The organism is Pelatocladus sp. (assembly GCF_059505505.1).
On the sequence record NZ_JCACKS010000144.1, the window covers coordinates 19070 to 44297 of the forward strand.

At 41.7% G+C, this 25228-nt stretch carries 26 protein-coding genes and 1 pseudogene; 15 read left to right on the forward strand and 12 right to left on the reverse strand.

Annotated elements, in window-relative coordinates:
• Window positions 1–35 precede the first annotated feature (35 nt).
• From AC5JMK_RS12325 to AC5JMK_RS12335, 3 genes are all read right to left on the reverse strand, one after another.
• Entirely contained in the window at window positions 36–1031 is a 996-nt protein-coding gene (locus tag AC5JMK_RS12325) for a c-type heme family protein (protein WP_495910202.1), read from the reverse strand.
• Between the two features lie 517 nt (window positions 1032–1548).
• Window positions 1549–2664, reverse strand: coding sequence for a sensor histidine kinase (locus AC5JMK_RS12330; RefSeq protein WP_495910203.1), 1116 nt, complete (start codon window positions 2662–2664; stop codon window positions 1549–1551).
• A 429-nt stretch (window positions 2665–3093) separates the two neighbouring features.
• Window positions 3094–3948, reverse strand: coding sequence for a phosphate/phosphite/phosphonate ABC transporter substrate-binding protein (locus AC5JMK_RS12335; protein WP_096673072.1), 855 nt, complete (start codon window positions 3946–3948; stop codon window positions 3094–3096).
• Window positions 3949–4128: 180 nt separating this feature from the next.
• On the opposite strand from AC5JMK_RS12335, the gene AC5JMK_RS12340 reads away from it, so the two are divergent.
• Entirely contained in the window at window positions 4129–5031 is a 903-nt protein-coding gene (locus AC5JMK_RS12340) for a c-type heme family protein (RefSeq protein ID WP_096673074.1), read from the forward strand.
• Here AC5JMK_RS12340 and AC5JMK_RS12345 read toward each other — a convergent pair.
• Window positions 5028–5990 (reverse strand): sensor histidine kinase, encoded by a 963-nt coding sequence (locus tag AC5JMK_RS12345; RefSeq protein ID WP_495910204.1) that lies wholly within the window; start codon window positions 5988–5990, stop codon window positions 5028–5030. The two genes, AC5JMK_RS12340 and AC5JMK_RS12345, sit on opposite strands and share 4 nt — an antisense overlap.
• Before the next feature lie 586 nt (window positions 5991–6576).
• Between AC5JMK_RS12345 and AC5JMK_RS12350 the strand changes: the two genes are divergently transcribed.
• Window positions 6577–7296, forward strand: coding sequence for a class I SAM-dependent methyltransferase (locus AC5JMK_RS12350; protein ID WP_096673078.1), 720 nt, complete (start codon window positions 6577–6579; stop codon window positions 7294–7296).
• Between the two features lie 97 nt (window positions 7297–7393).
• Here AC5JMK_RS12350 and nifK read toward each other — a convergent pair whose 3' ends face one another.
• From nifK to nifH, 3 genes and pseudogenes are all read right to left on the reverse strand, one after another.
• Window positions 7394–8701 (reverse strand): nitrogenase molybdenum-iron protein subunit beta, encoded by a 1308-nt coding sequence (gene nifK / locus AC5JMK_RS12355; RefSeq protein WP_096673080.1) that lies wholly within the window; start codon window positions 8699–8701, stop codon window positions 7394–7396.
• A gap of 158 nt (window positions 8702–8859) precedes the next feature.
• Window positions 8860–10350 (reverse strand): nitrogenase molybdenum-iron protein alpha chain, encoded by a 1491-nt coding sequence (gene nifD, locus AC5JMK_RS12360; RefSeq protein ID WP_495910205.1) that lies wholly within the window; start codon window positions 10348–10350, stop codon window positions 8860–8862.
• Between the two features lie 161 nt (window positions 10351–10511).
• Window positions 10512–11261 (reverse strand): annotated as a pseudogene (gene nifH / locus AC5JMK_RS12365) (nitrogenase reductase); the annotation flags it as partial.
• A gap of 38 nt (window positions 11262–11299) precedes the next feature.
• Here nifH and xisF point away from each other — a divergent pair.
• Complete coding sequence (gene xisF, locus AC5JMK_RS12370) at window positions 11300–12670, forward strand: fdxN element excision recombinase XisF (protein WP_096673084.1); 1371 nt, start codon at window positions 11300–11302, stop codon at window positions 12668–12670.
• Here the strand turns inward: xisF and AC5JMK_RS12375 are convergent.
• From AC5JMK_RS12375 to AC5JMK_RS12395, 5 genes are all read right to left on the reverse strand, one after another.
• A complete protein-coding gene (locus AC5JMK_RS12375) occupies window positions 12654–12806 on the reverse strand; it encodes a hypothetical protein (RefSeq protein WP_495910206.1) in 153 nt (50 codons plus the stop codon). The genes xisF and AC5JMK_RS12375 overlap by 17 nt on opposite strands.
• Window positions 12807–12868: 62 nt before the next feature.
• A complete protein-coding gene (locus AC5JMK_RS12380) occupies window positions 12869–15964 on the reverse strand; it encodes a DUF3987 domain-containing protein (protein ID WP_495910207.1) in 3096 nt (1031 codons plus the stop codon).
• 366 nt (window positions 15965–16330) lie between these two features.
• Entirely contained in the window at window positions 16331–17071 is a 741-nt protein-coding gene (locus AC5JMK_RS12385) for a hypothetical protein (protein ID WP_495910208.1), read from the reverse strand.
• Between the two features lie 214 nt (window positions 17072–17285).
• Window positions 17286–17537, reverse strand: a complete 252-nt coding sequence (locus tag AC5JMK_RS12390; protein ID WP_096673092.1) for a hypothetical protein — start codon at window positions 17535–17537, stop codon at window positions 17286–17288.
• On the reverse strand, window positions 17534–17707 hold the full coding sequence (locus AC5JMK_RS12395; RefSeq protein WP_072160453.1) for a ribbon-helix-helix domain-containing protein: 174 nt from the start codon (window positions 17705–17707) through the stop codon (window positions 17534–17536). The genes AC5JMK_RS12390 and AC5JMK_RS12395 overlap by 4 nt, the downstream gene beginning before the upstream one ends.
• 419 nt (window positions 17708–18126) lie before the next feature.
• Here AC5JMK_RS12395 and AC5JMK_RS12400 point away from each other — a divergent pair, with 419 nt between their 5' ends.
• The 12 genes from AC5JMK_RS12400 to AC5JMK_RS12455 all read left to right on the forward strand — a co-directional run bounded on the left by AC5JMK_RS12400 (window position 18127) and on the right by AC5JMK_RS12455 (window position 25033).
• On the forward strand, window positions 18127–18306 hold the full coding sequence (locus AC5JMK_RS12400; RefSeq protein ID WP_096673094.1) for a hypothetical protein: 180 nt from the start codon (window positions 18127–18129) through the stop codon (window positions 18304–18306).
• Entirely contained in the window at window positions 18303–18596 is a 294-nt protein-coding gene (locus tag AC5JMK_RS12405) for a hypothetical protein (RefSeq protein WP_495910209.1), read from the forward strand. The genes AC5JMK_RS12400 and AC5JMK_RS12405 overlap by 4 nt, the downstream gene beginning before the upstream one ends.
• A 278-nt stretch (window positions 18597–18874) precedes the next feature.
• A complete protein-coding gene (locus tag AC5JMK_RS12410; RefSeq protein ID WP_495910210.1) occupies window positions 18875–20053 on the forward strand; it encodes a hypothetical protein in 1179 nt (392 codons plus the stop codon).
• The gene (locus tag AC5JMK_RS12415) at window positions 20034–20231 is read left to right on the forward strand and encodes a hypothetical protein (RefSeq protein WP_096673100.1); all 198 of its coding nucleotides are present in this window, start codon (window positions 20034–20036) and stop codon (window positions 20229–20231) included. The genes AC5JMK_RS12410 and AC5JMK_RS12415 overlap by 20 nt, the downstream gene beginning before the upstream one ends.
• The gene (locus AC5JMK_RS12420) at window positions 20224–20397 is read left to right on the forward strand and encodes a hypothetical protein (protein ID WP_495910211.1); all 174 of its coding nucleotides are present in this window, start codon (window positions 20224–20226) and stop codon (window positions 20395–20397) included. The genes AC5JMK_RS12415 and AC5JMK_RS12420 overlap by 8 nt, the downstream gene beginning before the upstream one ends.
• Complete coding sequence (locus tag AC5JMK_RS12425) at window positions 20394–20666, forward strand: hypothetical protein (RefSeq protein WP_096673102.1); 273 nt, start codon at window positions 20394–20396, stop codon at window positions 20664–20666. The genes AC5JMK_RS12420 and AC5JMK_RS12425 overlap by 4 nt, the downstream gene beginning before the upstream one ends.
• Before the next feature lie 89 nt (window positions 20667–20755).
• Window positions 20756–21304 carry a hypothetical protein gene (locus AC5JMK_RS12430; protein ID WP_096673104.1) on the forward strand — a complete coding sequence of 183 codons (549 nt, stop codon included), beginning with the start codon at window positions 20756–20758 and terminating at the stop codon, window positions 21302–21304.
• Window positions 21305–21381: 77 nt separating this feature from the next.
• Window positions 21382–21648 (forward strand): hypothetical protein, encoded by a 267-nt coding sequence (locus AC5JMK_RS12435; RefSeq protein WP_096673106.1) that lies wholly within the window; start codon window positions 21382–21384, stop codon window positions 21646–21648.
• Between the two features lie 5 nt (window positions 21649–21653).
• Window positions 21654–21899: a hypothetical protein gene (locus AC5JMK_RS12440; protein ID WP_495910212.1), complete on the forward strand. Its 246-nt coding sequence runs from the start codon at window positions 21654–21656 to the stop codon at window positions 21897–21899.
• A gap of 5 nt (window positions 21900–21904) precedes the next feature.
• Window positions 21905–22369 (forward strand): hypothetical protein, encoded by a 465-nt coding sequence (locus AC5JMK_RS12445; protein WP_096673108.1) that lies wholly within the window; start codon window positions 21905–21907, stop codon window positions 22367–22369.
• Entirely contained in the window at window positions 22350–23081 is a 732-nt protein-coding gene (locus tag AC5JMK_RS12450) for a hypothetical protein (protein ID WP_096673109.1), read from the forward strand. The genes AC5JMK_RS12445 and AC5JMK_RS12450 overlap by 20 nt, the downstream gene beginning before the upstream one ends.
• 71 nt (window positions 23082–23152) lie before the next feature.
• Entirely contained in the window at window positions 23153–25033 is a 1881-nt protein-coding gene (locus tag AC5JMK_RS12455; RefSeq protein ID WP_096673110.1) for a hypothetical protein, read from the forward strand.
• Window positions 25034–25228 lie beyond the last annotated feature (195 nt).

Here is a 25228-nt window from a genome sequence, read left to right on the forward strand (position 1 = left end):
ACAACTATTAAGCACTAAACACTTATTATTCACACTTATTCATTTGATTCTGACCATTTATTTCTGATATTTTTTGCCTCTTGACGCAATTTTTGAAAGTATTCACTGCGAGCAATTTCATCCACTTGACGAGCCATTTTTGTCTCATCAATTTTGATTTGGAGTTCTTGTACCTGTTGTTTTAAGCGTTGTTCGCGATCGTAGACTTCACGAACCATCTTCTGAAATACTCGTCCCAACTGTCCTAATTCGTCAGTGCGTTTCACAAGTCCTGTCAGACTTTTAATTTCAAACTCTTTTGCTTCATCAGAATCAATTGTGTTAGTACTAATTTTTTGAGCCAGTTGAGCCATTGGTTTGATAGGTTGAATCACATTTCGCTTCAGCAAGTAATTAATTAGAATAATTACTAAAGTAAAAATTCCAATAAAAATGCCGATAAACAAAGAAAAATTCTTGCGAACATTATCAAATACCTGACTAGCAGGAACATAAATAATTTGAGTGCCAAGAATTTCATTTAGCTTCCAACCAAAACCATGCTCTGTTCCATATGTTTCCACAAGACTTTTAGGTGCCATTTCGGGTGTAGTATGACAGCTAAGACACTGTGGATTTTTTATAGAAAAAGGACGAGCAGTGTAAAACAATTGCTCTCCAAATATAGTCCGAAAACCTGATTGAGTTTGCAGATTAGGTTCCTTACGGAAAGCTTCTATAAGATTAGTTTCAAAGTCGTCAGCTTGATCCTGCAAATTTGTAGGATTAAGTGTGGCATCTTTATAGAGATAATTCTGATATTCTGGTTTTGTGCGTAAATTTTCAAATACTTGCCTAGCCGCAAAACTGGGTATCGTTTCAGGAATAAATCTTTCCTGAGTTTTTTGGTAAGGCTTTAATAGCTGAATTACGTTAGTACTAGTGTAGTTTCTAACTGAATCGACCATTTGTATGAGGACTTGCGCTCTATCGCTTATTTCATTTTCTGCGGTGTATTTAAGTGCTTTTGATAAAGCAAAACCACTAAACATAATAGCGCCTATGAAAACTAGCGATAAAAGCAGAGTAAATTTGTTTGCAAGCTTGGAATTATTTATCATTATTCCTAGTCTTTATCTTTGATAAAGCTCTATTTGTAATTTCTATATAGGATTTATATTTGATTTAAGAAAACTCAGTATAGTTGATATTCCCGTTTGGAGACGCTCAGACCTTCGGTAAGTCTGTTCCCTGTTTTCTGTTCCCTCTCTTTACTAATAAGTTCATAAATCAAACCGGATTCCTATAGCATTGTATTTATCGTAGAAACTTAATAACAGAGCTACATCTGAAGAACGTCTCGAATCTCTCTTCAACGAAATATATAAATAGCTTCTAACTTTAGTTGACTGGTTAAGTAAAATTAGCTATGACTTAAGTCATAGCTAATTTATTGTTTGGTACTAGTTGGTGGTTTTATACCAAGTTTTGTTAATCACTTACGCAATGACAACTATTGAAACGGATATGATATTATCTCTTGTTCTCTTAGTCTCCAATCCCTGATCTCTATTGCACAAAGCTTTTCTGAAGGGTGGAATTTTTACTATTTGGAACTGAGGCTAATTCCAAAGGCTGTGGTATGTTGGTGGGGAATTCTGATAAAGGTAGTCTCACGGTAATACAGCAACCACTCCCTAATTTACTTTCTATTTGAAATTGACCTTTTAAAAGTGCAACTCTTTCTTGCATTTCTTGAAGTCCAAACCCCATTGGCTGTTGATCTAATTGAAACCCTTTGCCATTGTCTTCAATAGTGAGATAGACTTGCTCTGGAATTGCACTTAAATGAATATTAACTGTTGTTGCTTCTGCATGTTTGTGGATATTTGTCAGTGCTTCTTGTACAAGACGATAAAGTATTTTGCTAACCTCTAAAGGTAATACAAAAGCTAAACTCAACTGAGTAGTAGGCAAAATGCCTGTTACATGATGGAATTCTCGTACTAAAAATGCGATCGCCATGTGGAGCGATCGCTCTTTTGGTACGTCCACACGCAATGTATTAACTGAACGGCGAACCTCTTGCATAGCAAAAGAACCGAGTTGTTTGGTCTCTACAACATATCTATGAGCTTGATCTAGGTCAACTTGCCAAAATTTGAGAGCGCTTTGGAGTTGAATATTTATTACAGCTAGAGCATGTCCGAGAGAATCATGAATATTATGGGCAATGTGATTGCGTTCCCGCACAACGGTAAGATCTTCAACTTGGACAATGTATTGCTGTAGTTGCTTGTGAGCAATTGTTAGCTGTTCCCTAAGTTGGCGCTCGACCAATACCATATTCACTAGTTGTAACAAAAACAATAATCCCACACCAAACAGGATTGTATAAATAAATTGGTTTAACCAAAATTTTCTCTGCTCTAAGAGTGATAAGGACAAAGTAATGTTGCTGATAGATTGGGCTTGTAGAACCAAAAACAGAAAAAAAGTTAAAGCAGCTACTAGATAACGCCCCAAGCAATCAAACAAGAAGCAACTGCGGATTACCACTACAATCAACAGCAAGGGCCATAGTTGTAGGTATCCTAAGATAGCCCCAAATAAAATTAAGCCAACTTCAATACCTGTGTAAAGTACTTTATAAACCGTTTGACCGCGAGGTAATATCAATCCCATGAGACCGAAGATGATCAAAATTAAAAGAGATGGAACTGATAAATAAAGGGTTTGCGAGAAAACAATTGATCGCAAGGAGTCAACTATAGCAAAAGTTGCCACTAACCCCCATTCGGTATAAAGCAGAAAGCGAAATGGATTTGAGTAGATGGAATTTGAGCGGATAGGAAATGACAGACTCATAGGAAGTGGCAACTAACTCTACCATAATTGACCTCGTTACCTACCTATTTTGAATCTTTTAAATCTAATTGCAGCATCAAATAAGAATTTCAAGACTTTTGTTAGAGTATTTGCTTCCTACTCAACGAAAGTAATAGAGAAATTTACTTAGTTGTTCAACGAAAGTTGCAAGCAGATTCATATCATTTCATATCAATTACAATACATATAAAGCCTTTAGAAATGCTTCAAATAGTCTCCTTTTAATCAAAATAAACGAGCAGGTTTGTTTTGTAATTGAGATGCGATCGCCATCACCCGGTCTACCACATTAATCATATATTGGTAATCTGGTACTTTTGCATTAGGTACATACCCTACCTCTTGAGCCAAACTTGAAGGAAAATCATTCAAGGCTCGGCGGATATATTCTTGATTTTTGCGTTCTACATTCGGCCCTACCAACACTACGCCAGGCGGAATTAAATGAGGATCTTTAAAGAGTATGCGAAGCTCACTTTGGTTTAACTGGGAGCGGTAGAGATCCAACTCTGCGACTGAAACTGCACCAGCATTTGCTTTTCCTTGAGCTACCCATTCTAAAACTGTTTTAGGTGTGGGTGCAAATAATATCTCAGCCAATGTCAGACCATAAAGATTGTAAAGGGGTAAATAATATCCTGTTGCTGAACCTGGCTGACCTAATACAAGAGTTTGACTCTCTAACATTTTTAAATTGTTGAGTGGACTATCTTTACCTACAACAATAATTGAGCGCAAATTACTTTCACCAACTAAAGGAAAAAGTGGCGTGTATTGATAACGAGAAATTGCAAGAGCGGCTAAACCTGGTGGAGCAAATACTACTGACCAAACGCGTTCTTTTAAGCGTTCAATTGCTTGATTTTCATTGAAAACAGGCTCTAGCTGAATATATGCTTTCATTTTTTCAGCTAAGTAGCTATTAAAATTAGCGTATTGATTAATAATCTCTTCTCCAGCACTGTAGTTGATGACACCAATAGTTAATACACCTCCATACGCCGATTTTGATTTGCACGTACTCACTATTAAAGATAGTAGAAATAAAAGAAAGTCACGACGAGAAAATTGCCTAAACATTATTGATTATTGTTAAATTAATAATAGTGATATTTTTTAAGTTCTCTTATAGAAGAATTGTCGAATAAGTTTTGATTGCGATCTATACTGTTACAGTTAGGAGCATCCCATTTTTTTCAATATACTGCTAAGGGTTTAAATATTTAGCTAAAATACGTGTCAATTTAATGAGGAAAAATTATGTTAAGAAAATTAAAAATTGGCACGAAGGTAAACTTAATTTTGATACTAATTTTTATAATTAGTATTTTCATGACTAGTACTACACTGTCAAATTTATTACAATATAGAGCGCAAAATGAAGTTACTTCTAAAGCACTGATTCTCATGCGTACAATGAATTCAGTTAGACAATACACACAAGATCGCATAAATCCTCTACTTAAATCTAAATTGGAAACCGAAGCACAATTCATTCCAGAAACAGTACCTGCTTTCTCTGCTATCAAAATATTTGAAAATTTTCGCGATGACGAAGAATATAAGAATTTTGTATATAGAGAAGCAACACTGAATCCTACTAATTTACGAGATAAAGCTGATAGTTTTGAAACTCAAATTGTCAAACGCTTTCGTAACAATAAAAAGATTCAAGAAATTACTGGTTTTCGTAAACTTCCGCAAGGAGAAGTATTTTATATCGCACGACCACTAGCTATTACACAACAGAGTTGTCTTGAATGTCATTCAAAAGTAGAGAATGCCCCAAAGAGTTTGTTAGCAAGCTATGGTACACAAAATGGTTTTGGCTGGAAACTCAATGAAATTGTTGCTGCTCAAATCATTTCCATTCCTTCTCAAGATGTATTTGAAGATGCTATTCACAGTTGGTCTTTAATAATGGGACTTTTGATTGCTATCTTCGCCACTGTAATCTTCTTGCTGAATTTTTTAATCAAAAAAACTATTATTCAACGGATTAGAAACATGGAAAAAATAGCTCAGAAAATCAGTACTGGCAATATGAATACTGATTTCGATGAAACATATAATGATGAAATTGGTGGATTAGCAGTGGCATTTAATCGAATGAAATCTAGTTTAGAAATAGCTCTCAAGCTGCTTCATAAGCAGGACAACTAATTGAAATTAGAAAGTAAAATTTGCTGAAATTTCTGAGCCTTTTGCGGATTTGAAATTTCTGCTGCTAAAAATTTCACGAGTTCTGTACAGGATGCATAAGGGTTATTCTTGATAGCTTTTTGAACTAGAAAAGACGCTATTGGACCAATTAATTCAGCTAAATTTCGCTCGCATTGACATATAAAGCTCTCCTTATTAGATAAATTATTTAGTTGATTCGCTAGTGTTGTCGTAGATTCGGGTAAATTTTTTGACGTTTTTGTTTCCAAAATGGAAGGCTCTATTAAAGGCAGTTTTACAGTTATCTTGCAACCACCTCCTGGCTCAGTTTCAATATTGAAATTTCCTTGTAAGGCTGTCACTCTTTCTTTGATACCTTGGATACCAAAACCTGTTTTTTTTTCCGATAGGCTAAAACCTTTGCCATTATCTCTAATAACAAGGAGTACATTATTTGAATTGGCATCTACTATAATCTGTACCTTTGTTGCTTGTGCATATTTGCATATATTTGTCAGAGATTCTTGTACGATCCGATAAATAGTTGTCACTACTTTGATAGGCAAGGGAGCAGATAGGCTGATACTAGTAGAAGGCAAAATGCCAGTAGTTTGATGGAAATTGTTAACAACAAAAGTGACTAGTTCTTGTAGTGATTGTTCTTGAACATCATTTGTGCGTAAAGCATAGACAGATTGACGAACTTCATGAATAGCAACAACTCCTAGTTTTTGAGCAGCTGTTAAAAACCGTTCTGCTTCAAAGGGATCAATATGCCAAAGCTTGAGAGCCGTTTGCATCTGAATATTAAGACTTGTTAGCGCGTTACCTAAAGAATCATGTATTTCACGGGCAATACGTTTGCGTTCTTGCACTGTAGCAAGCTCTTCAATTTGCAGGAGATACTGTTGTAATTCCTCTTGTTTTAGTAATAACTCGTTGTAATGCTTAGATACCATGGTATTATCCATCTAATTTAATACTAACGGACTATTTCACAGTACATATTGCCTTGCTTACTTGCAATATCAAACTTTAGTTGAGTTTATCCTTGAGATTAAAGTCATATCCTTACTCCACAAAATTAATTGGTTGATTTCCGGATACACACCCCAGAATGCAGGTATGAAATCGGGGACTTTTATTTAAATCCTTGATATTTATCTGAGTTGGGTTATGAATTTACGCAGCCATTAAATAAATTTTTGGCGTTGTTTAACTACTTATGTTTCATACTGGTAAGCTCAGATCTTGCACCCAACCGAACAAAGTCGTTAAAAGCAAATAAAAAGTCAAAAATGTGACGTTATATAAAGGAGAAGATATAATTAAAAACTAAGCAACAAATAAATTAACAACCACAGTAATATTACATAGATAGCTGTAAAAAACTGCAAGATACTTTTGATAATGCTTCCCATTATCTAGTCAGGACAAACGCACATTAAAGTGTTAAAACGACATACAAGTATAAGTTATAGCGTTAATCTTGACATGTATACGGAATACCGCATTTAGAAATAGTTGAGCAATAGTATAGATCAAATGTCCAACAAACCGTCTCAAAAGGCTAACACAAACAATATGCATCACTCAGATAAATGGCAGGTGAGGTTAGCACAAGTAGCATATCGCTTTAACCGACAATATGAAAATCAATCCTTTGAACTGCCAACAGAGGTGCAAGCAATGCCAATATATCGAGAGTGGGTGAGTGGGATATTGGCAGCAAAAATAGTTTCTAGTTTTTGGGAAATAGCTCAACCACAAAAGAACCAGCACTGTTTGGATATAGGCTGCGGTGTCAGCTTTTTGATCTATCCTTGGCGAGATTGGCAAGCGTATTTTTATGGACAAGAAATCAGTACTGTAGCGCGAAATACTCTCAATTCCCGTGGTTCGCAGTTGAACTCGAAGCTATTCAAAGGTGTCGAACTAGGTGGCGCTCATCAGTTAAACTACTCTGGTGATCAGTTTGACTTAGCGATCGCCACAGGATTTAGCTGCTATTTTCCACTTGAATATTGGAGTACTGTGTTAGTGGAAGTCAAACGGGTATTGAAACCAGGTGGACAATTTGTGTTTGACATCCTCAATCCTGAACAACCTTTAGCTGAAGATTGGGCAGTTTTGGAAACTTATTTGGGTGCTGAGGCGTTTTTAGATCCGATAGCAGAGTGGGAAAAAATAATCAAAACTGCTGGTGGTAAAGTAGTTGCACGGCAATCAGGAGAATTATTCGATTTGTACAAAGTGCGTTTTTGATAGTAAGCTTCAATCCAACTCTAGCTAAATGGCACTTAACTAGCAGTTAATAAATTTTAAGCTTGAAGATAATTTTATACCAGAGGGTGCAATCAATTTAGCTTGATAGCAAACACATTAGCCTACGGAAATGCCACAAATCTTTACCAAGCCAGATAGTTGCTTGTTTACCGAAGGGACTCTCATCAAGAATAGCTTGCATTTCTTTCTTGAATACTTCGTCGCCATTGTGGCAAAGAATATGTACTGGTTCAGCACCCAATTCCAACAAGAAACTAACAACACTAATAATTAGGTCTGGTTCGCCATAGATTGCAAACTTCTTGCCATGAATCCAAGCGTAGGAATCGGTCATTGCATCAACTAAGCGACCGCGTTCGATTTCTAATTCTTGGGGAATGGGCTTACCAGTCAATTCTGACAATGTCATCAGAAATTCATCTGTACCCTTGACACCAAAGGGACGTAAAACCTTAGTTTCCTGATTCCACTTGGTTTTAATATACTCACGAGTCTTTGGAGTCGTATAAGCTTGCAGAGCAACAGTAGCTTCGGCGTTGCAAGCTTCAGCAGCATCTTCTAACTTAGTACCACCTGGGTACATTTCATATTCACCGTTGTTCGGTGAATCAAAGTAATCGCTGGTATCAGAAAGAATTGTGTAATCTACTTCCATCAAACCCAGCATCCGTTTGAGTTCCCGGTTGTTGCCAACGTAGGTATCGAAGCCAGGGATGAAGTTGATTTTACCGTTAGTTTTGTCTTTCTTTTTACCTTCACTCAGATTAGATAGAATTCCCTTCATCATGTTGTCGTAACCAGTGATGTGGGAACCAACAAAGCTAGGAGTGTGAGCAAAGGGTACAGGAAAATCTTCGGGAATAGAACCAGCATTCTTAGCGTTGGTGATAAATGCACCCAAGTCATCACCGATAACCTCTGCCATACAGGTGGTGCAAACAGCAATCATCTTGGGCTTGTAGAGCGTATAAGCAACACTCATACCTTCAATCATGTTGTTTAAACCACCGAACACGGCTGCATCTTCTGTCATAGAAGAAGAAACAGCAGAGCATGGTTCTTTGTAGTGACGGCTGAGGTGAGTACGGAAGTATGCAACGCAACCTTGAGAACCTTGGACAAAGGGAAGAGTTCCTTCAAAGCCGAGGGCTGCAAACATTGCACCAACTGGTTGACAACCTTTGGCTGGGTTAACTGTTAGTGCTTGACGGGCAAAGTTCTTTTCACGGTAATCCCAGCCTTTTGTCCATTCAGAAACGCGCTCTACTTCTGCGTCAGAATGTGCGCCTTCAAATTGTTCGTGCTTGTTCTTGAAGAGTTCAGTATACTCTGGCTGTTTAAATAGATCTACGTGGTCTACGATTTTGTCAGGATTCTGTGGCATCTTTGTATCTCTTTTGCTTGCTGGGGTGAGTGATGGGGTTTACGGATCGCAGATCAGGGATTGGTGATTGGGAATCGGGGAATGGGAATTGGGGAAGAATTCTAACCTAATTCCTAATCCCCACTCCCTAATCCCTAGTCCTCAGTTCAGACTTTTTTTTAGGCAACTTTGGTTTTAGCTTCTTTCTTGTTCCAAGGAGTATTAACTAATCCCCAAGTTGGGCTATTGAGTGCTATATCCATGTCGCGAGCGAAGATGGCGAAGCCGTCGTAACCGTGATAAGGACCAGAGTAATCCCAAGAGTGCATTTGGCGGAAAGGTAAGCCCATCTTCTGAAATACATACTTCTCTTTAATACCAGAAGCAATCAGGTCAGGTTTCTTAGCTTTGACAAATTCCTCGAACTCGTAGGCGGTAACGTCATCGTAAATAATTGTGGCGTTATCGATGTAGTGGGTGGTGCGCTTGTAGTCGTCGTTGTGTCCAAATTCGTACCCAGTACCAATCACTTTGATACCCAAGTCTTCAAAAGCAGGTACAACGTGACGAGGACGCAGACCGCCAACATAGAGCATGACGGTATTACCTTCAAGGCGAGGGCGGTACTTCTCGACTACCGCATTCATGATTGGAGTATACTTAGCGATCACCTTCTCTGCGTTTTCTTGAATCTTAGAGTCAAATTTAGCAGCAATCTCGCGCAGAGATGTAGCAATCTTGGTAGGACCAAAGAAGTTAAACTCCATCCAAGGCATACCGTAAGCTTCTTCCAATGCACGGCAGATGTAGTTCATAGAGCGGTAGCAGTGGATCAAAACTAACTTAGCCGCCAAACCATTAACCAGTTCGTTAACAGTACCGTCACCAGACCACTGAGCAACAACACGTAAGCCCATTTCTTCGAGTAACATCCGGCTTGCCCAAGCGTCACCACCGATGTTGTAGTCACCAATCAGGGCTATATCATAGGGTCCAGGTTCAATTGTCAGCGCATTTTCTTTCTTCGCTTTGTCAAAGCGAGGGAACATGTGATCGCGCAGAGCATCGTTAGCGATGTGGTGTCCCAGAGACTGGGAAACACCCCGGAAACCTTCACAACGCACAGGTACAACGGGCTTGTTGAGTTGTTTGGCAGCTTTCTTTGCTACAGCTTCGATGTCATCTCCAATCAGACCAATAGGACACTCAGACTGAACGCTGATACCACGGTTGAGAGGGAAAAGTTCTTCAATTTCTTCAATAATCTTGGTAAGTTTTTTGTCACCACCAAAAACGATGTCTCGTTCTTGGAAGTCAGAGGTAAAGTGCATGGTGCCGAAGGAGTCAACACCTGTTTTACCAACATAGTAATTACGACGGCCAGACCAAGACCAGTAACCGCAACCAACAGGACCGTGGCTGATGTGAACCATGTCTTTAATGGGACCCCAGACCACACCCTTGGAACCTGCATAGGCACAACCACGGGCGGTCATCACACCAGGAACAGATTTGATGTTGGACTTAACGCCGCAGTCGGATTTGCCTTCTTCATGAACGTTAAGATGTTTTTCTCGCTTTTTGCGAGATTTTTCAGGGTACGCTTGGAGAACGTCTTTAATTAGTTCTTTATGTTCTTCTATGATGTTCTTGTTTTCTGGAGGTGTCATAGTCTGCCTCGGTTAGACTTATGGGTTCGGGTAATTGCAGGTATAGAAGGGAGGATTAGAGAAAAGGAAGGATGAAGGCTGAAATAAGGGATGATTTCATACTTCATACTTCGTACTTCATGTCTTTCCTATTTTCCTATCTCTGATTGAGAGGGTTAGGATTACTTAGCAGAAGCTTCTGCTGGTTTACCAATGATTTCTGCGTGCTTGGTATCATCGTCAAGAATACCGTACTCAATCAACAGTGCTTCTAGTTCATCCATATCCATAGGAGTAGGAATGGTGAGCTTAGTGTTGTTGATGATCTTCTTAGCTAATGCGCGGTATTCCTGAGATTGGTTGCTGTCGGGTGCATACTCGTTAACAGTCATACGACGCAATTCTGCGTGTTGAACGATGTTGTCACGAGGTACGAAGTGGATCATCTGGGTGTTGAGTCTTTCAGCTAGGTTTTCGATTAGTTCAGCTTCCCGGTCAACTTTACGGCTGTTACAAATCAAACCACCTAAGCGTACACCACCAGAGTGAGCATACTTCAAAATACCGCGAGCGATGTTGTTTGCAGCGTACATCGCCATCATTTCACCAGAGGTAACGATGTAGATTTCTTGTGCTTTACCTTCACGAATAGGCATAGCGAAACCACCACATACAACGTCACCCAATACGTCATAGGATACGAAGTCTAAGTCTTGGTATGCACCGTTTTCTTCCAAGAAATTAATGGCAGTGATGATACCACGACCAGCACAACCTACACCAGGTTCGGGACCTCCAGATTCCACGCACTTAACATCGCGGAAACCTTTTAACATTACTTCTTCAATTTCTAAGTCTTCTACTGCACCTCTTTCTGCTGCTAAGTGCAGCACAGTGGTTTGAGCTTTACTGTGAAGCATCAAACGAGTGGAGTATGATTAACAAAAGAGTCAGTCTACTATGAGCATTTATGCGAGTTGGTTACGTCAGAGTTAGTACGCGAGAACAAGATGAGGGAAATGCTTTGGAGCAACAGACAGCCCGTGTCGAGAAGGCAGGTGCTGTCCTAATATTCTCAGATATTGAGAGTGGGCGATCAGATAAGCGTAAGGAATTTAACAAAATGCTTGCCATGTGCAAGCAAGGGAAAATAACTGAAGTTGTGATCACTCGTATTGACCGTCTAGCACGGAGTGTGATTACTATCCACAGAACTTTAGTAACCCTCGAAGAGTATGGAGTTAAATTAATTGTCTTAGATGCTCCAGTTGACCCATCATCACCTTTTGGGTGGTTCAGTGTTAACCAGATGGCAGGTTTGGCAGAATTTGAATCGAGATTACTTTCGGATCGGATTAGGCACGGTTTGAATTATTTCCGCGAACAGAAGAAAGCAGCCCCACGTCCACCTTTTGGGTATCAGAGGGTTGATGAGAAATATGCACCCGATATGATGCTGCATGAGTCAGGTAAATCTAACTGGGCGATCGCATCCGAAATTATTGACTATTTTTTATGTGGCAACGCCACACTGAGAAGTACCGCAAAGCATATATTGGACACTTATAAAATTTCATGGACAGCAGCAGGACTGAGGTATTGGCTAACTAGCCCAGTACTACGAGGGCATACTGCTTACAATATCAGAGGAAATCTGAACAATCCCGAAAAGTGGGAAATACATCAAGATACTCACGAACCACTACTCTCTAGCGATAAATTTAAGCTTATACACAGAAAACTGGAAGACAACCGACATAAGTATAGTTACGGCAACAACAAGGATAGTGCTAAAGAGCCATTACCTTTGGTGGGGCAAATTATTTGTGGCGATTGTGGGTATAAGTGCTTTTGTAAAAAAATAAAGTGGTCAACTTATCGAATCAGATGCAAAAAACACGAAAATTTAGGAGATGCTTTTTGCGGGAACGAAACTAGTACATATCTGCCGGATATTATTTCAGCCGTAGATGCAGCTTTAGCCGCTAGGTACGAGGAAATCAGAAAATACACAGTAGCTAATTTCTCATCAAATGATGATGATAGCCCTGAGCTAGTCGTTAGGCAAGAGCAATTAAAAGCGCTTAAGTCGTTGCCCCAAAGTCCCATTATTCAAAACGCAATCGAACAAACAATGCTAGAGATACAAGTACTCAAGCAAAGAGAGGTTGCAGCAAAGCAGGTAAGCACTGAATTAATAAAAACGCTAACTACCTGCTTTGAAAACGTTGGATATTGGGATGACTTGTCTTGGCTAGACAAACAACCAATCTACAAAGACTTGGTTGATTTTGTGAGAGTTCTTAATGGCGAGATATTAGAAATTAAGCTACTGGTTTAACCAGCTTTTCATATTCAACTTTAAATTCTTCTTCTGTCATAGCCATTAGTCGTTTTCTTGTGTCTGAGTCTAGATGCCGGATTGAGTACCATCTTTGGGCTGTGCGAACCAAAATTTGTGCTGCTGTTTCTTGCATGATGAATGTCCTGAAGCGCTAATTTTTACGTTAATCGAAGAATTGAAACTTTTCTGTATCAGCTAGAGCGCGGATAGCTCCCCAGGCTCGTAGCGGTTGTCGCGCCCATCTTCCCAGGTGACTCGATACAATTCGTCTGTTATCACCTGGACGACTTCTCCTATTTGATTGTGACGGGCATGGTAGGGGTCGGATATCGTCACGCGATCGCCTACCGCAAAGGCGAGATTGCATTCTTGGAGCCTGTCTGGTTCCTCTGTTTGAGGCTCAACCACTACTTGTAAAACTGGCTTTTTCGACTTCTCTAGTTGTGGCGTATATTGACACTCAACCTCCGTCCGTACTTCAGTAGTATTTTGATTGTCTACGTAGACAATAGGGCATTGTCTACGGTCGTGTAGACAATCTTTTTCCTGACTATATAAGGGTTCTTGGTCGCATTTTTGGCTATTGTCTACATTGTCTGCACTCTTAAAGTCTTTTTCTGGATTCCTCTTTTGAAATGCAATAAATCTAACGGAGCGCCCCTTACGTACAACTTCGCCGTAACCCATTTGGGTCATCTTTTCAAAAAGGTCAACAACATAAGCGCCCACCTCTCTGCCTGCGGATTTTGCACGGCTTTGAATGGAACGAGAATCTTTATAAACATCACGGGCGCTGATGCCATCAGGATGCTTGCTAAGTGCCGCAGCGTGAATTTGCAGCATAATTGAGGCAATATCATCACTGGTGCTAACTTTCTCTTGCAATATATGAAAGGCGCTGCGGTAGTATTGGGCGAAGACTACAGCCCGCTTTAAGGTAGCTAGAGAAAGGGTTTTGATATCAGTGGTGGATGGGCTGTAGTAGCACTCAATGAGGTGCAAAGCCAACGCTATACGCAGGATATGAGTATCAAGTTTGTTCATCCAGGTGCGGATACCTGCGTGAGAAATTTGTTCGATTTGGTCGCCAATAATGTTAACCAGCTTGGCAAAATACTTTTGAGCATCTGGCGCTATTTTGACCGTCTCTGGGGTTAAATTATCCAACCACTCATAAAGTGCCGGGAGGTGATCACTAAGGCGGCAATAAGCCCCAGGTATGTACTGCTTCTTGCGTTCTTCGGGTACTGCAAACAAGAAACGGGCTTGCATCCCATTTCCGTCATTAGCATCCTTAAAAACCTTGCGAAAAACATCATTTTGGATGCCGCCAGCCAGTGATACAGCCGTGCCAGCAATGCTGTAACTGTTTTCAATGTCGGTGCGGTCAACAAACGTTGGCTTGTTGTCCCAGAGCTTAAGCACCAACTCCATAGCCTCAGTTTCACTACCAGAAAATTGGTTAAGGGAATTAAACAACCCTTTGATTTCATCCCGCGCCCACAACGAACCGTGATTTCCTTGCTCTGATAGTCGTTTGAGGATTGATTGAATAGTGGCAACTTCAAAAAGATACTTCCTCAAACCTGGTTTTTCCGGTTCTTGGGCTTCGGTATCTCCAGATTTTTCATACTGCACAATTGCCCGCTTGTATTCCTTACTCCTTTCCTTGTAATCAACGTCAGCGCGTAGCTGCATCTTACGTAGTGGCGAAAAAACAAGGTTATCAGCGCGGGTTTTACCTTTACCAGAAGGTAGGACAGTGCAAGTCCAGTTAATAGCAGGGACACCGCCGTACTCATCCAGCGTAAACGTTCCCGCCAATGACGATACTGCGGGCAACAAAGCCTGCCAAATCATTACAGGGTCAATATTAAGCCTTTCAGCATCATGCTTAATGTCGCGGGCTAGGGGCGCGGGTAACACCTCATCCCAGTTAATTTTGGCTTGGCTGTAATCCATTAAAGATTTGAGCCTTAATTCATCTTCTGGTAGAACCTCACCAGCTTTTACCCGTTCACTAGCAACAATCGTGTCAAATAGTTTACGTTTTACTCTATCCTTGTACTGGTCGTAAAGACTGTCAAGTTTTTGACCTTCTACAAACTCTGAATAATTAGAACCGAGGATGGTGTAGACAATGCCGACAATAGCCTGAATTGTACTTTCATCATCACTTTGAGGTGTAGACAATGACGTAGACAATAAGCCATTGTCTACGTAGACAATAGATTTTCTACTTAAATGGTTGTTTGTACTGGTATTAGTTTTATTCTTTTTTAACCATGCTTCATAGCATCCTTGTAACTTTTCATCATCTAAGCTGGGATGCTTGGCGATCGCATCGGCTTTTCTCCACCAACCCTCAGCTTCCCCACGAACATCAGAACCAAGTGGAGGCGTACATTTGGCACAGAATTGGTCATAAAGCGCGCGTGGGTCGCCGTCGTAATCAATGCCCAGTTCATAGAGCCTACGGGCAGTAGCTACCAAATTAAGGCTAAGTTTCTGGGCTGCTGTGTTCCGCCCGCCGTCGCCCGTGCCATGCTCTACTAAATTTCTATCATCACGTCCTAGAAAAATTTCTAGGGGTGGTCTAGCAGTGATTACGGGCGTTTGTGGTTTTGGAGTTTCTGCGGGTGTTGGTACAGGCTGATTATGGTTCAGCATCAACTCAATCACCCACATGGGACATTCGGCAACCTCGACATCCTGGGGCGATCGCACCCAAAAATAATTCCCAGTCTCTGGGTGTGCTGATGGTGGCAGTACGCTTTGGCATCCGTTCCAGCGAAATTCTAGCTGCTGTTCCTTGCCGTCGTCACCCTTGACCCCAGTCTTAAGCTTGACAGTTTTTACCACCTCCCAAAACTCACGCGGGACGTAGTACAGCAGTTGCCTACGGTTAGGTTTACCAGAGCTAAAAATTACTGTGTCGGGTAAGTCGCCACCAGAAAGCTTTTGTAGAAGTGCCTCGGCTGCGTGTCCATCTGCGTCAATGGCTAAAATTCCGCCAGATACTTCCCCTGTGCGGATGCCGTAGCCCTTAGCCTTGCAGAAGCGCTTTTTGATCTCCCCAGTTTTTTTGTCTTCAAAATCTTCATAATCGCCCTTCTGGACTTTGTGAGCGATAGCACTCCTAGAAAGTGGCGGTTCGTTTGCCCAGTTCAGCCGATAAGGCTGCTTTTTACCGTTTACTGGGGTTAACATCCAGTCTTCGGGAAGATGTCCCAGTTCCAACATCAGATGTTGAGATTTTTGGTAGGATTCACTATAATGTTGTGTATTCAAGATTTGATCTCCTTAAAAGAAAGATAAGGAGAGGTCAACATTACTGCCAAAGCTTTTTAGTTACGTCTGGAACACCTAGCGATGTAGCAGAGCTGGCACTTTTGCCAGCTTTCTGTGAAAATTAAAATGAATTTTTAGTTTTTTTGTGGCTTTGGCAATAATGTTGAAGCCTCTTTTTTTAGGTAATCGCGCTAAAGCGTATCTTTTTTTATATTTCCCACTCCGATTTCACTCAAAAAGAGAATTGCTTCTACCTTATGTAAATGTAAGATTTTGCATAAGCTTATTCGCTCCATTTTTACTCTTTTATTAAAATAAGCTGAAAATCTTGCTGTAGAACAGCTTGCACCCAGATGTAAAGCTTTGTTAAGCATATGTTCCACCCGTAGAGGAACCAAGCTTTAAAACTCCTTCTTGCCAACGAAAAGACGCAAATTTATGAAAATTCTTGCTACTACGCTTCCTTGCAAGCGCCGTTTTCCAGTGACGAAATAGGTTCTCATTGCTTTGTTGTAAGGCATTGAGCCGCATCATAACCGAAGGATCGGTTTTGGCCGCATAATCGCAAAATAGTAAAAAGTTCACTGATAAACATTTATCCTTAGTAAAATTTTTCACAAGATTTTTAGCTTCTCGCTTTCCTTGCGGAGATTTAATTTCATCTAGATAATATGAGCAAATTTTTTGTCCATCCAAGATGGACAACTTAAAGTAAGGCTGCAAAGCCTTCTCAAATTCCCCATCAATAAGATCTTTAATAATATTTGACAGTAAAGCTGCGGCGGAAAGATCTCCAAACTTAGCCCAAGGATATGCCCCAGCTTCATAAATTTTCTTCAGATGCGGCTCTGCTGTTTGAACCAACTCCCACAGTCTTTGGAAAAAATCGACTTGCAGTATAACTGTTAGCCGATCCCACTCGGTAATCTGCCCTGACTCTACTAGGTTTGTTAGTGGGTCTCCCCTGAAATTAAATATTGACCACCAATATTGAGATTGCAGATTACATTTGCCTCGCATTGCTAGCCAATGGTTTTGTTGGTCTGGGCTAAGATCAATCTCCCAGTAAGCAGAGCTAGGTAGTTCTAGTAGGTTCCGTATAATCATCTTTGCGGAGATCAATTCCAAGTTCTTGTTAGCCGTCATTGCAAATCGCCCTATCCCTCTCCTCTCTCAGCTAGAAAAATTTGTTTAGCAGTTAAATTCAAATCTGGAAATGTTGGGGAAACCTCCTCAAATCGAATCTGAAATCTTGGCTTTTTTTGATGATATGGATTAAGTGGGAAGTAACGCGGTTAATGGTATTCGGGCTACTGTCTCATTATGAACTAGAGCCATTGCCGTTCCCGCCTTGCTTAAGCAAATACTCCCAGATGCGGCGGATTTCAGCCTGATTTTGTTTGATAACTTCTCGGTCAGTTTCAGCCTCTACAATGTAGTCAGCGATCGCCTCGGTTAAGTCACTAACATCTTTTGTTAGTTCTGCGATCGCAGCAGTATTAGCTTGCTGCTGAGATGCGGTAATTGCCAAAATCTGTTCAATGCGGTCAAGCCGGCTTGGTTGATCGGTCATGGTTCCTGCCTTTCTTTAGATCGTAATTCTCCTTTTTCACGAGCCTCCCTAATACCAGTCTCAACAAGAAAAGCTGCAAGGTTAGCTGTTGTCCGCCCTTGAATTTTTGCTAACTCCTCCAAGTCTTCAAAAACATAATCTGGCACAGTAATAGAAAATTTTTTACTCACTTTTGTTTTTGGAAACACTATATCTCCTCAATGGTACATTTTCGGACGCTTAAAGAGAACTAATCAGCACCCATTTAGAATAAAACAGCTATCTATTCTAAAAAGATTCTTGAAAGCATCTATTTAGGTGCTATATTAGCAAGTATAGACGCAAGCCGGCAAGGAAAGCGTAAATCCTGCGGGTAGCAAGCCTTAAAGTCGTGCGTTAGTACGGCAGGCATCAACATATCTGCATCAATAGTCACGCCCTGTTTCGGCAGTGGTGGCGGATTTGTGTGTGTTTCTGAACCATGAAAAATCAATAGCTGACCGACCACTTAGCCCGGAGAAAGGGGACACAGGGAATGTAACGGAGCAAAGCCCCTCGGTTTTCAACAGCCTTAATCCGGCTGCTATCAACCGAGTGAGGATTTCAAGAAATGCCAAGACAAGTACGCGCAGTAATTAGCCCTGACCTAGTACCCATAGCAGAAAGTGTTATGGCTGCTACAGGCATTGCAACCCACAGCCAGCTAGTTTGCCTTCTAATTAAAAATTTTGGAACCGAGCTTTCCCAAAGACTAAAGGGCGAAACAACGACACAGGGGCGTCAATCATGAAAATGGTTTTTGTTTTGACAATCCGGCAAGATAGCCAAGATGTCGTGAAACAGCTAGAACTGGATTTTTTAGAATTTTTGATTCCTGGAATCGGCGAAACTCTTGTATTTACGGGAGTTGATATCACGGGAATTGAAAACTCTGGTTCTTCTACCGCGATCGCGACGGTAGTCAAAATTTTAAATCTTGTCGATCTGGTCGCGTCAGAGGTTTCTGTGTGTATTCTTTGTGAAGCTCAGGAAATACTACCTTATGGCGTTGCTTTTACAAACGCATTCAATCGCAACTGACACAGCAAAAATCAGTGGATTGCAATGATGCCTAGTTATGTTTCATGCCCGTTTCATAAGTCTGTTTCATGTTTCAAAGGTTTTGTTTCGTGAAACATGTTTCAACGGTTTCATCAATGTTTCACGTCACTAAACAGTGTGAAACAGCATTCCCCCCACGAAACGCGAAACATGAAACAGAACGCAGCAAATAAGTACATGTGAGCAATAAATGCAACTGCTGTACCTAGTCTGCACTTTGTGACAGTTGCGATAAAAATAAGACGGAGAAAATTAAAATGCCTCGAAAAAAGCAAGAAGACGTCTTGGTGTTCCAAGATGTTCAAACAGAACAGTCTGAAGCCCTTACACCGCAAAGGATACGCGAACCTAAGAAGATTATCCAGTTAGTTATAGACGCTGGTCGTTCATCCATTAAGTATCAGGCGTCTACGGATCGCGAAACTGGCACACCAGCAAGAAAGATTGACTCATTAGTCTGTCCTGTATCATCTGTACCTTTCGGTGAGCAAGGCGCTTTCAGTATGTCTCGCTCTAAGGATGAGAGCAACAAAGACTTTATCGAGTATTGGGTGGTAGGTTCGGCAGCCAGGCTACAGGGTAAAGAATACGTTGCAATGACTGATGGGTATAATCACAAAGTTATTTACTTTCCTATTCTTTGCCTTGGTGCGATCGCATCCCTGCCGAATCTCTATGAGTTATCCGTTGGTACAAGCCCCAGGCGGAGAACTTTACACATTAACTTGAGTACTTTGAGTTTGGCTGATCCAACAGAACTTAAGAAGGGGATAAGTGCTTGCAAATGGATAACAGTTGATGGCATCCGTTATCGATTGACGTTTGTTAAAAGCGGCTTCCTGCACTATCCAGAAGGATATGGAGCAAGTTTGTGGATGCAGCCCAAAGTAGCAGATGACAAAGAGTTCCTGACTTTTGACATTGGTTATGGGACTTCAACTGTTAGTCAATATTCCAATTACGGCAGTTTGCCCAAGCGCGTTGCTGCTAGTCCTAACGGCGGTGGCGGTGTTGCAACTCTTGTCCGCAAGTTCTCAAAGGCACTGAGACAGGGTGATTCTTCAGACTCAATTGAGCGCGAACATCTTAGGGAAATGTTAGAGACTGCAACCATCACCCCAGATGGCAAGGTAAGCGCTTTTGCTCCAGATGGAAAAGATGTAGGGGAAGCGCTTAAGGCTGGTATTTCAGCTTGGATTCAAGACTCAGCGCTAACTGATGCGATCGCAGACCTGAGCATCAAAGCACGACGTAACAAAGTAGGGCTTTGTGGTGGAGGCTTTGCAATCGCCCCTGTACATCAAATGATTCGTGAAAGGCTCACATCAGCCAGCGTACCAGATGAAAACTTGATGCTGACTGACAATCCAGAAACCATTGCCTTGTCGCAAATGAAACAAATAACAGGAGAAGCGAATGCTCAACAAGCGGCTTAATTACAACATTCCAGCCGATTTGACACCTCAGATTCGACTACTTGCAGACCAAGACGGCGTAACTCCTGCATACTGGCTACGCAAAGCATTGGAAGAAGTGGTTAGAGAAAGGCTATCTGGTGGAAATTTTTCCACCACAATAAATCTGAGCAATTTGGAGGCGTTCAATAATGACTAGCAAACAAGAATTGCTAATAATGCTTGTTTCAACTGTGCTTGCGGGACTAGGTGCTGGCTCTTTGGCTACTCGCTATTTAGGCAGAGATACATCAATAGCTATTGGCGGCACAGTTTTTTTAGCGGGTACAGGAATACAAATTGTACAACCTGCAAAAAAAAGATGAATAACCTTGAGCCAGTTTACGAGACTACACAGTTGCAACGTGGCGCTGTCTACCAAATCAATGGGACGCTCTACCAGTACCAATATCCTGACCCTTACGCACGAATCGACCATCCGCGCTTTTGTTTTCGTTGTTTAGATGGTCAACGCCGAAAAGCAGATTTAGTTCTGAACAAAAACACCATTCGCAAAGCCTACCTAGTACCTGGGTACAAGGCACAACGCGGTTCTCAGGTAATAGGTGAAGCGATACAACAAAGTTTGTTTTAAGGAGGAGAGATCGCAGGATAAATCAGCCAGAAATACCGCGATCTCCTCTTCTGCAAGTCGGAAAAACTAAGCATTATGAGAATTTTACAATGAACAAACCTCTAGGATACTATGGACTGTCGCACGACAACCCACTAATTAAAGACATCGCTGAAGAATGGGGAGAAGGACTGGAACGCCTACGACCAATTGATAAATATTGGTTGATTGCTCGATTAGCCACGGAGGCACATTTACAGTCCCCAGATTGGGAAACTACTTTAAGCGAGGAAGCACTAGAAATAGATGATCGGCTAGACGAAGTGCCGTTTCCTTTGCTGCTTCAGTTGGGTAGGGCATTGTTTGAGCGCGATAAACCTCTAGGCTTTTGGGGTTTCGACCACATCAATTCTCCAAAACTCATTGAGGACATGGTTGAAACTTGGGGCGCGGCTTTAGAGGGCTGCCCAGATGGCGATGCTTGCTGGCTAATCGCTCGCATGGCCCAAGCAGCTTGGAGTCATCTGGCGGACAAGTTGGATGAGTGGGAAAGCGATCAAGCCGAAGAAGTAGTTGGGCGCAAACACCAATTAAGTTTTTACGAAAAACTATGGCTCATTCAAGCGCTTTTGATGTTGGAAGAAAGATTTAGAGATTAGTTTTAGCAGGCTGGGTATTGTACTCAGCCTTAAAACCTTCGATTCCGTAATTTAAAAAGGACAGGCTGTGACAAATCATGTCAATTTTGAAGAAATATTGCAGTACCCACAACCCTCTGATTCGAGACATCAGTGAGACATGGGGCGATAATCTTGAACACGCTACAGAAGGCGAACTAGTAAGGCTTGTTGATGGGCTGGGTAATATTTTTGGAGGCGATCGCACAGGTGCAACTGAAGAGGTAATCAATCGGACGCTTGAACATGACGAACTGGAGATCCGTGAAATCATCGGGCTGTTGAGAGCAATTCTTGAGGTACTGGCACTTTATTGTGAGGAGTAATGGTCATGAAACTACGAGAAATCGCGTTAACCACTTCATTAGAAGTAATTAAATTTGGCTTTATTTTGATGTTTCTCTCTATAACCTGTGCAGTTTTCAGCCACGGTGCTGATCGCATTGAGCAGGCAAAGGGTGAAGAGTACCAGCTTGTGTGGCGTAATCGAGCCAAGGCTTTTGAAGGCTTAGGGATTTGTGCCACAGCTGTTACGGCAGGTGCAGCAGTAATAGGCGTAGTGAGTGCTAAAACTTAAAAACCATGTACAGAAAGCAGATGTATTTAGGCTTGGTTGGTTTAGGAATCTGCTTTCTGCCTTGGCTAATGCCTTTAATACCTAGAATCAGTGCGTATGCCCAGGCAGAACGATTTAAAGCAGAAACGGCTTTAAGGGCTGAGAATCTTAAAACCAGTGAAAAATTGGAGCGCGATCGCATTGAGGAAAGAGCAAACACCAGCGATGCACTGTATGCGGCTGGGGTGATGCCTACCACAAGAAAACTCAGAATTACCAATTATATAGACAACCGTAAACGTAACCCTAGACCAGACACAACCATTTACCAAGATGACGAGATTGTGCAGGTATTTGACTCAACCGGACGCTGTATAGGCGAAATTTCAGAGGGTATCTGGAAGTGGAAACACAAAGTTAACGGCGTGTGTAAAGGTGTTCAAAACGTTCAACCAGTAAGGAGAAAAAGTAATGGCATTGGGAGCGAGTAAAGGCGATTCAACAAACGAACCTGGTAGTGGAAGCACTAGCAGTTCAGACAAAAAACAAGGTAAAAAGCGCACTATAGGCGAACTTATTGATTTCTGTGCAAAAACCATTGTGTTGGTTGTGGGACTACCGATTAGATTTGCAGCAGCAATAGTTAATCAGTTTGTGGCTAATGGCGGAGCAGGCAGAGCCGTAGTAGGAGGGCTACTTTTTATCGGTGGCTCGATGATCAGTGCAGATTCTGTCTGGCAACTACTGTTTTTAGGGCGTCCAGTGTTCCCCTGGTTTGAGGAAACTTGGGCTTGGCAAAATGTTTTAGCCGCAGTTTTTAACCCTTTTTTCTACATGGCTTTTTTGATTGCGGTTGGGTTGCAGGTTGTAGAGGCTCATGCGTTACGCGGCAAGAATCCGGACTCTGCAAGGCGTGAACTGCAAGATCACATGGTTTATGACCTTGAAACTAAGCCAGGTGGAAAAATTGACCTAGTAGGCGATTTGTGGAAGGACTATAAAACTGCTGGGGTACGCGATCGCTCTAGTGCAGGGTTTGTAACGATAGCTATTTGGGTGTTTGACTTAGTTGCAACTTTTGCAGCTCGCAATCCTTTTGCGTACACAGACCCCCTAATGATTCTAGGTTGCATCTTATTTAATGTCGGTACGATGTTAGCTGGTGAAATGGGCTTTGCAATTTGGAAGATGACTAAAGATTAATAAGTGAAAGCAATATCCCTCAAGACTTTTGCAGCCTTGAGGGATATTGCATATAAGAATAAGGATAGTCTATGCAGAATATACCAAAAATTACAACCAAGGAAACAGAAGCGTTACGCGAACAGTACCCCAGTCTTTCTTATTTAGAAGCTGGCAACATTGCAGAATGGTTGCAAGAACGTAAAGACCAGCTATTTGAAATTGCCAGAGAGTCTGAGAGCGAGGCGGATTTTGCTCGTGTCTTAGGTTTGTTGTCTGGTGGAGTGGGTATGCTCTGTTACGCTGTAAACCCTTTGGCTTTGATGGGTGGTGTAATTGGCGGTGCAGCGTGGGTGTGGTTTGTAGTCGAACATTACAACCGCACCAAGGAGATTGCACCACTGCCTTTTGTGCGAGGTAATTTTATAGATGCGATCGCACGTGCCGGAGATTATGACGCACGAGCTACGCATCAAATCGACCATCACGCCGAAACAGTAAAGTTTTTGGAACGACACGAGGCTGAGGAATACGCTTTTCTTCACGCCCAATTTGAAAACGTTAACCAGTACCTTAGCCAGATTGAACCAGGAAAACGCTTTTACGCTTATCGTTGGATGTTTGGCTGGTTCGGTAAGCTCAAAGGGCGACAAATACCAACCTATGAAGCATTGACCGACCATCTACAACACGTAACTGTTGACAGCAGAGTCAACCATTCCGAAGTTAAAGCAATCCAGGAAGCAACACAACTATCGCCAACTGTTGATATTAGGCAGTTTGCAACCCCCTCTGTGGATATTAGGCAACTAGAGCAACTTTCCCCAACCGAAATACAACAACCAATAACTAATGTCCAATCCCTAAGCTTTAACCCTGCCACGCTGCCCAGTTTGTCTTTAGACCAAAGGGCTGATGTTGTGACTGATGCTCTTATACAAGGCGGTTTCAAGATCGATGAGATGTTATCCTCACAAGTCGTTGCCATCTGCGGCACTCAACGAGGCGGTAAAGGCACTTTAGCAGGGATTCTAAGCGTACTGTCAAAAGCCTTGGATAGTAACTTAGACGTGCAATACTTCACTGCCGGGGTGGATGTGTACCCGTTTGCCTGTAGCCTCACCTCTGCTCTTAGTTTCCCCGGTCGAGACTCAGACGCGGCTGACAAGTCTGTTGCTGATGAGTTGTTGCAATTCCTAAAAACCTTAGACGGCAGTCAACCATATAGCCACAAAAACTTGTTACTGGTTATTGACGAGGCGATGCGGTTGCTTTCCTTATTGGAGGAAGGCGATCGCACCTGGGCAATTCAATATTTACTTTCCCGGTTTGCTAAGTGCGGCGGGACTCTAATCATTGTCCTGCACGGGTCTAACCTTACTTCTGTAGTGGGTAAGGCGACGGCGGGACTGGCTGATACGTTTAAGCAGTCAGTTTTATTTATTGGTTGTGTGGCCCAATCTGTAAAGGCTTCGGGCTTGAGAAAGATTAATGTTGCTAGTGGCGCTTACTTCAAAGCCAATCCTAGTATTTTTGGCGAACCTGTAGCTGACGGCGAACTGGGAGCAATACCCGAATGGTTGAAGACCGAGAAGCACCCAGGCAACGGACAACCAGATCCAGCGCGGACGTTGCTTAAATTCTTCCCTGAACTGGTACAACAGCACCAATCTACACCTAAAGAAGAAAAACTTGCTTCTGTGGATGTGGTTAGTCAACTTGAAAGTGTTTTTTTAAAAGAAATTGAGGAAGTCGAACCACCAGAGGAAGCAGTTTCTAATCAAGATTTAGACCAAATTATGCTGATTGTCGCGTCAGCTTCAACGGTTCCGACCACTTTTGACTCAATCCGAAACTCGCGGAAGTGGGGAGACAAAAAACCAAGTGTAAGGCATCTTAGAAAATGTCTGCTTGCTCTTACGGATTCAAAAAAGCTACGCGGCAACGAAAAAACTGGATACTCCTGCACATGACATCACTCATCAATTCATTGCCGACTATCAGGCGCAATTAGCCAAAAACACCCAACATATTGAGGAACATGAAGAAGCGATCGCACAGTTAGAAAAGCGAAAGCATGAGATGACAGATCAATAGTCGCGAACAAAACCCCCACTTAGCTTTTTTAGCTGGGTGGGGGTTAACTTATGACAAATTTTGCAGGAGTT

Excerpts from the sequence above, each read along its gene's own strand:
- AC5JMK_RS12325 (WP_495910202.1), bottom strand. The coding sequence starts at position 1,031 with ATGTTTAGTGGTTTTGCTTTATCAAAAGCACTTAAATACACCGCAGAA.
- AC5JMK_RS12330 (WP_495910203.1), bottom strand. The coding sequence starts at position 2,664 with ATGGGATTGATATTACCTCGCGGTCAAACGGTTTATAAAGTACTTTAC.
- AC5JMK_RS12335 (WP_096673072.1), bottom strand. The coding sequence starts at position 3,948 with ATGTTTAGGCAATTTTCTCGTCGTGACTTTCTTTTATTTCTACTATCT.
- AC5JMK_RS12340 (WP_096673074.1), top strand. The coding sequence starts at position 4,129 with ATGTTAAGAAAATTAAAAATTGGCACGAAGGTAAACTTAATTTTGATA.
- AC5JMK_RS12345 (WP_495910204.1), bottom strand. The coding sequence starts at position 5,990 with ATGGTATCTAAGCATTACAACGAGTTATTACTAAAACAAGAGGAATTA.
- AC5JMK_RS12350 (WP_096673078.1), top strand. The coding sequence starts at position 6,577 with ATGTCCAACAAACCGTCTCAAAAGGCTAACACAAACAATATGCATCAC.
- nifK (WP_096673080.1), bottom strand. The coding sequence starts at position 8,701 with ATGCCACAGAATCCTGACAAAATCGTAGACCACGTAGATCTATTTAAA.
- nifD (WP_495910205.1), bottom strand. The coding sequence starts at position 10,350 with ATGACACCTCCAGAAAACAAGAACATCATAGAAGAACATAAAGAACTA.
- xisF (WP_096673084.1), top strand. The coding sequence starts at position 11,300 with ATGCGAGTTGGTTACGTCAGAGTTAGTACGCGAGAACAAGATGAGGGA.
- AC5JMK_RS12375 (WP_495910206.1), bottom strand. The coding sequence starts at position 12,806 with ATGCAAGAAACAGCAGCACAAATTTTGGTTCGCACAGCCCAAAGATGG.
- AC5JMK_RS12385 (WP_495910208.1), bottom strand. The coding sequence starts at position 17,071 with ATGATTATACGGAACCTACTAGAACTACCTAGCTCTGCTTACTGGGAG.
- AC5JMK_RS12390 (WP_096673092.1), bottom strand. The coding sequence starts at position 17,537 with ATGACCGATCAACCAAGCCGGCTTGACCGCATTGAACAGATTTTGGCA.
- AC5JMK_RS12400 (WP_096673094.1), top strand. The coding sequence starts at position 18,127 with ATGCCAAGACAAGTACGCGCAGTAATTAGCCCTGACCTAGTACCCATA.
- AC5JMK_RS12405 (WP_495910209.1), top strand. The coding sequence starts at position 18,303 with ATGAAAATGGTTTTTGTTTTGACAATCCGGCAAGATAGCCAAGATGTC.
- AC5JMK_RS12410 (WP_495910210.1), top strand. The coding sequence starts at position 18,875 with ATGCCTCGAAAAAAGCAAGAAGACGTCTTGGTGTTCCAAGATGTTCAA.
- AC5JMK_RS12415 (WP_096673100.1), top strand. The coding sequence starts at position 20,034 with ATGCTCAACAAGCGGCTTAATTACAACATTCCAGCCGATTTGACACCT.
- AC5JMK_RS12420 (WP_495910211.1), top strand. The coding sequence starts at position 20,224 with ATGACTAGCAAACAAGAATTGCTAATAATGCTTGTTTCAACTGTGCTT.
- AC5JMK_RS12425 (WP_096673102.1), top strand. The coding sequence starts at position 20,394 with ATGAATAACCTTGAGCCAGTTTACGAGACTACACAGTTGCAACGTGGC.
- AC5JMK_RS12430 (WP_096673104.1), top strand. The coding sequence starts at position 20,756 with ATGAACAAACCTCTAGGATACTATGGACTGTCGCACGACAACCCACTA.
- AC5JMK_RS12435 (WP_096673106.1), top strand. The coding sequence starts at position 21,382 with ATGTCAATTTTGAAGAAATATTGCAGTACCCACAACCCTCTGATTCGA.
- AC5JMK_RS12440 (WP_495910212.1), top strand. The coding sequence starts at position 21,654 with ATGAAACTACGAGAAATCGCGTTAACCACTTCATTAGAAGTAATTAAA.
- AC5JMK_RS12445 (WP_096673108.1), top strand. The coding sequence starts at position 21,905 with ATGTACAGAAAGCAGATGTATTTAGGCTTGGTTGGTTTAGGAATCTGC.
- AC5JMK_RS12450 (WP_096673109.1), top strand. The coding sequence starts at position 22,350 with ATGGCATTGGGAGCGAGTAAAGGCGATTCAACAAACGAACCTGGTAGT.
- AC5JMK_RS12455 (WP_096673110.1), top strand. The coding sequence starts at position 23,153 with ATGCAGAATATACCAAAAATTACAACCAAGGAAACAGAAGCGTTACGC.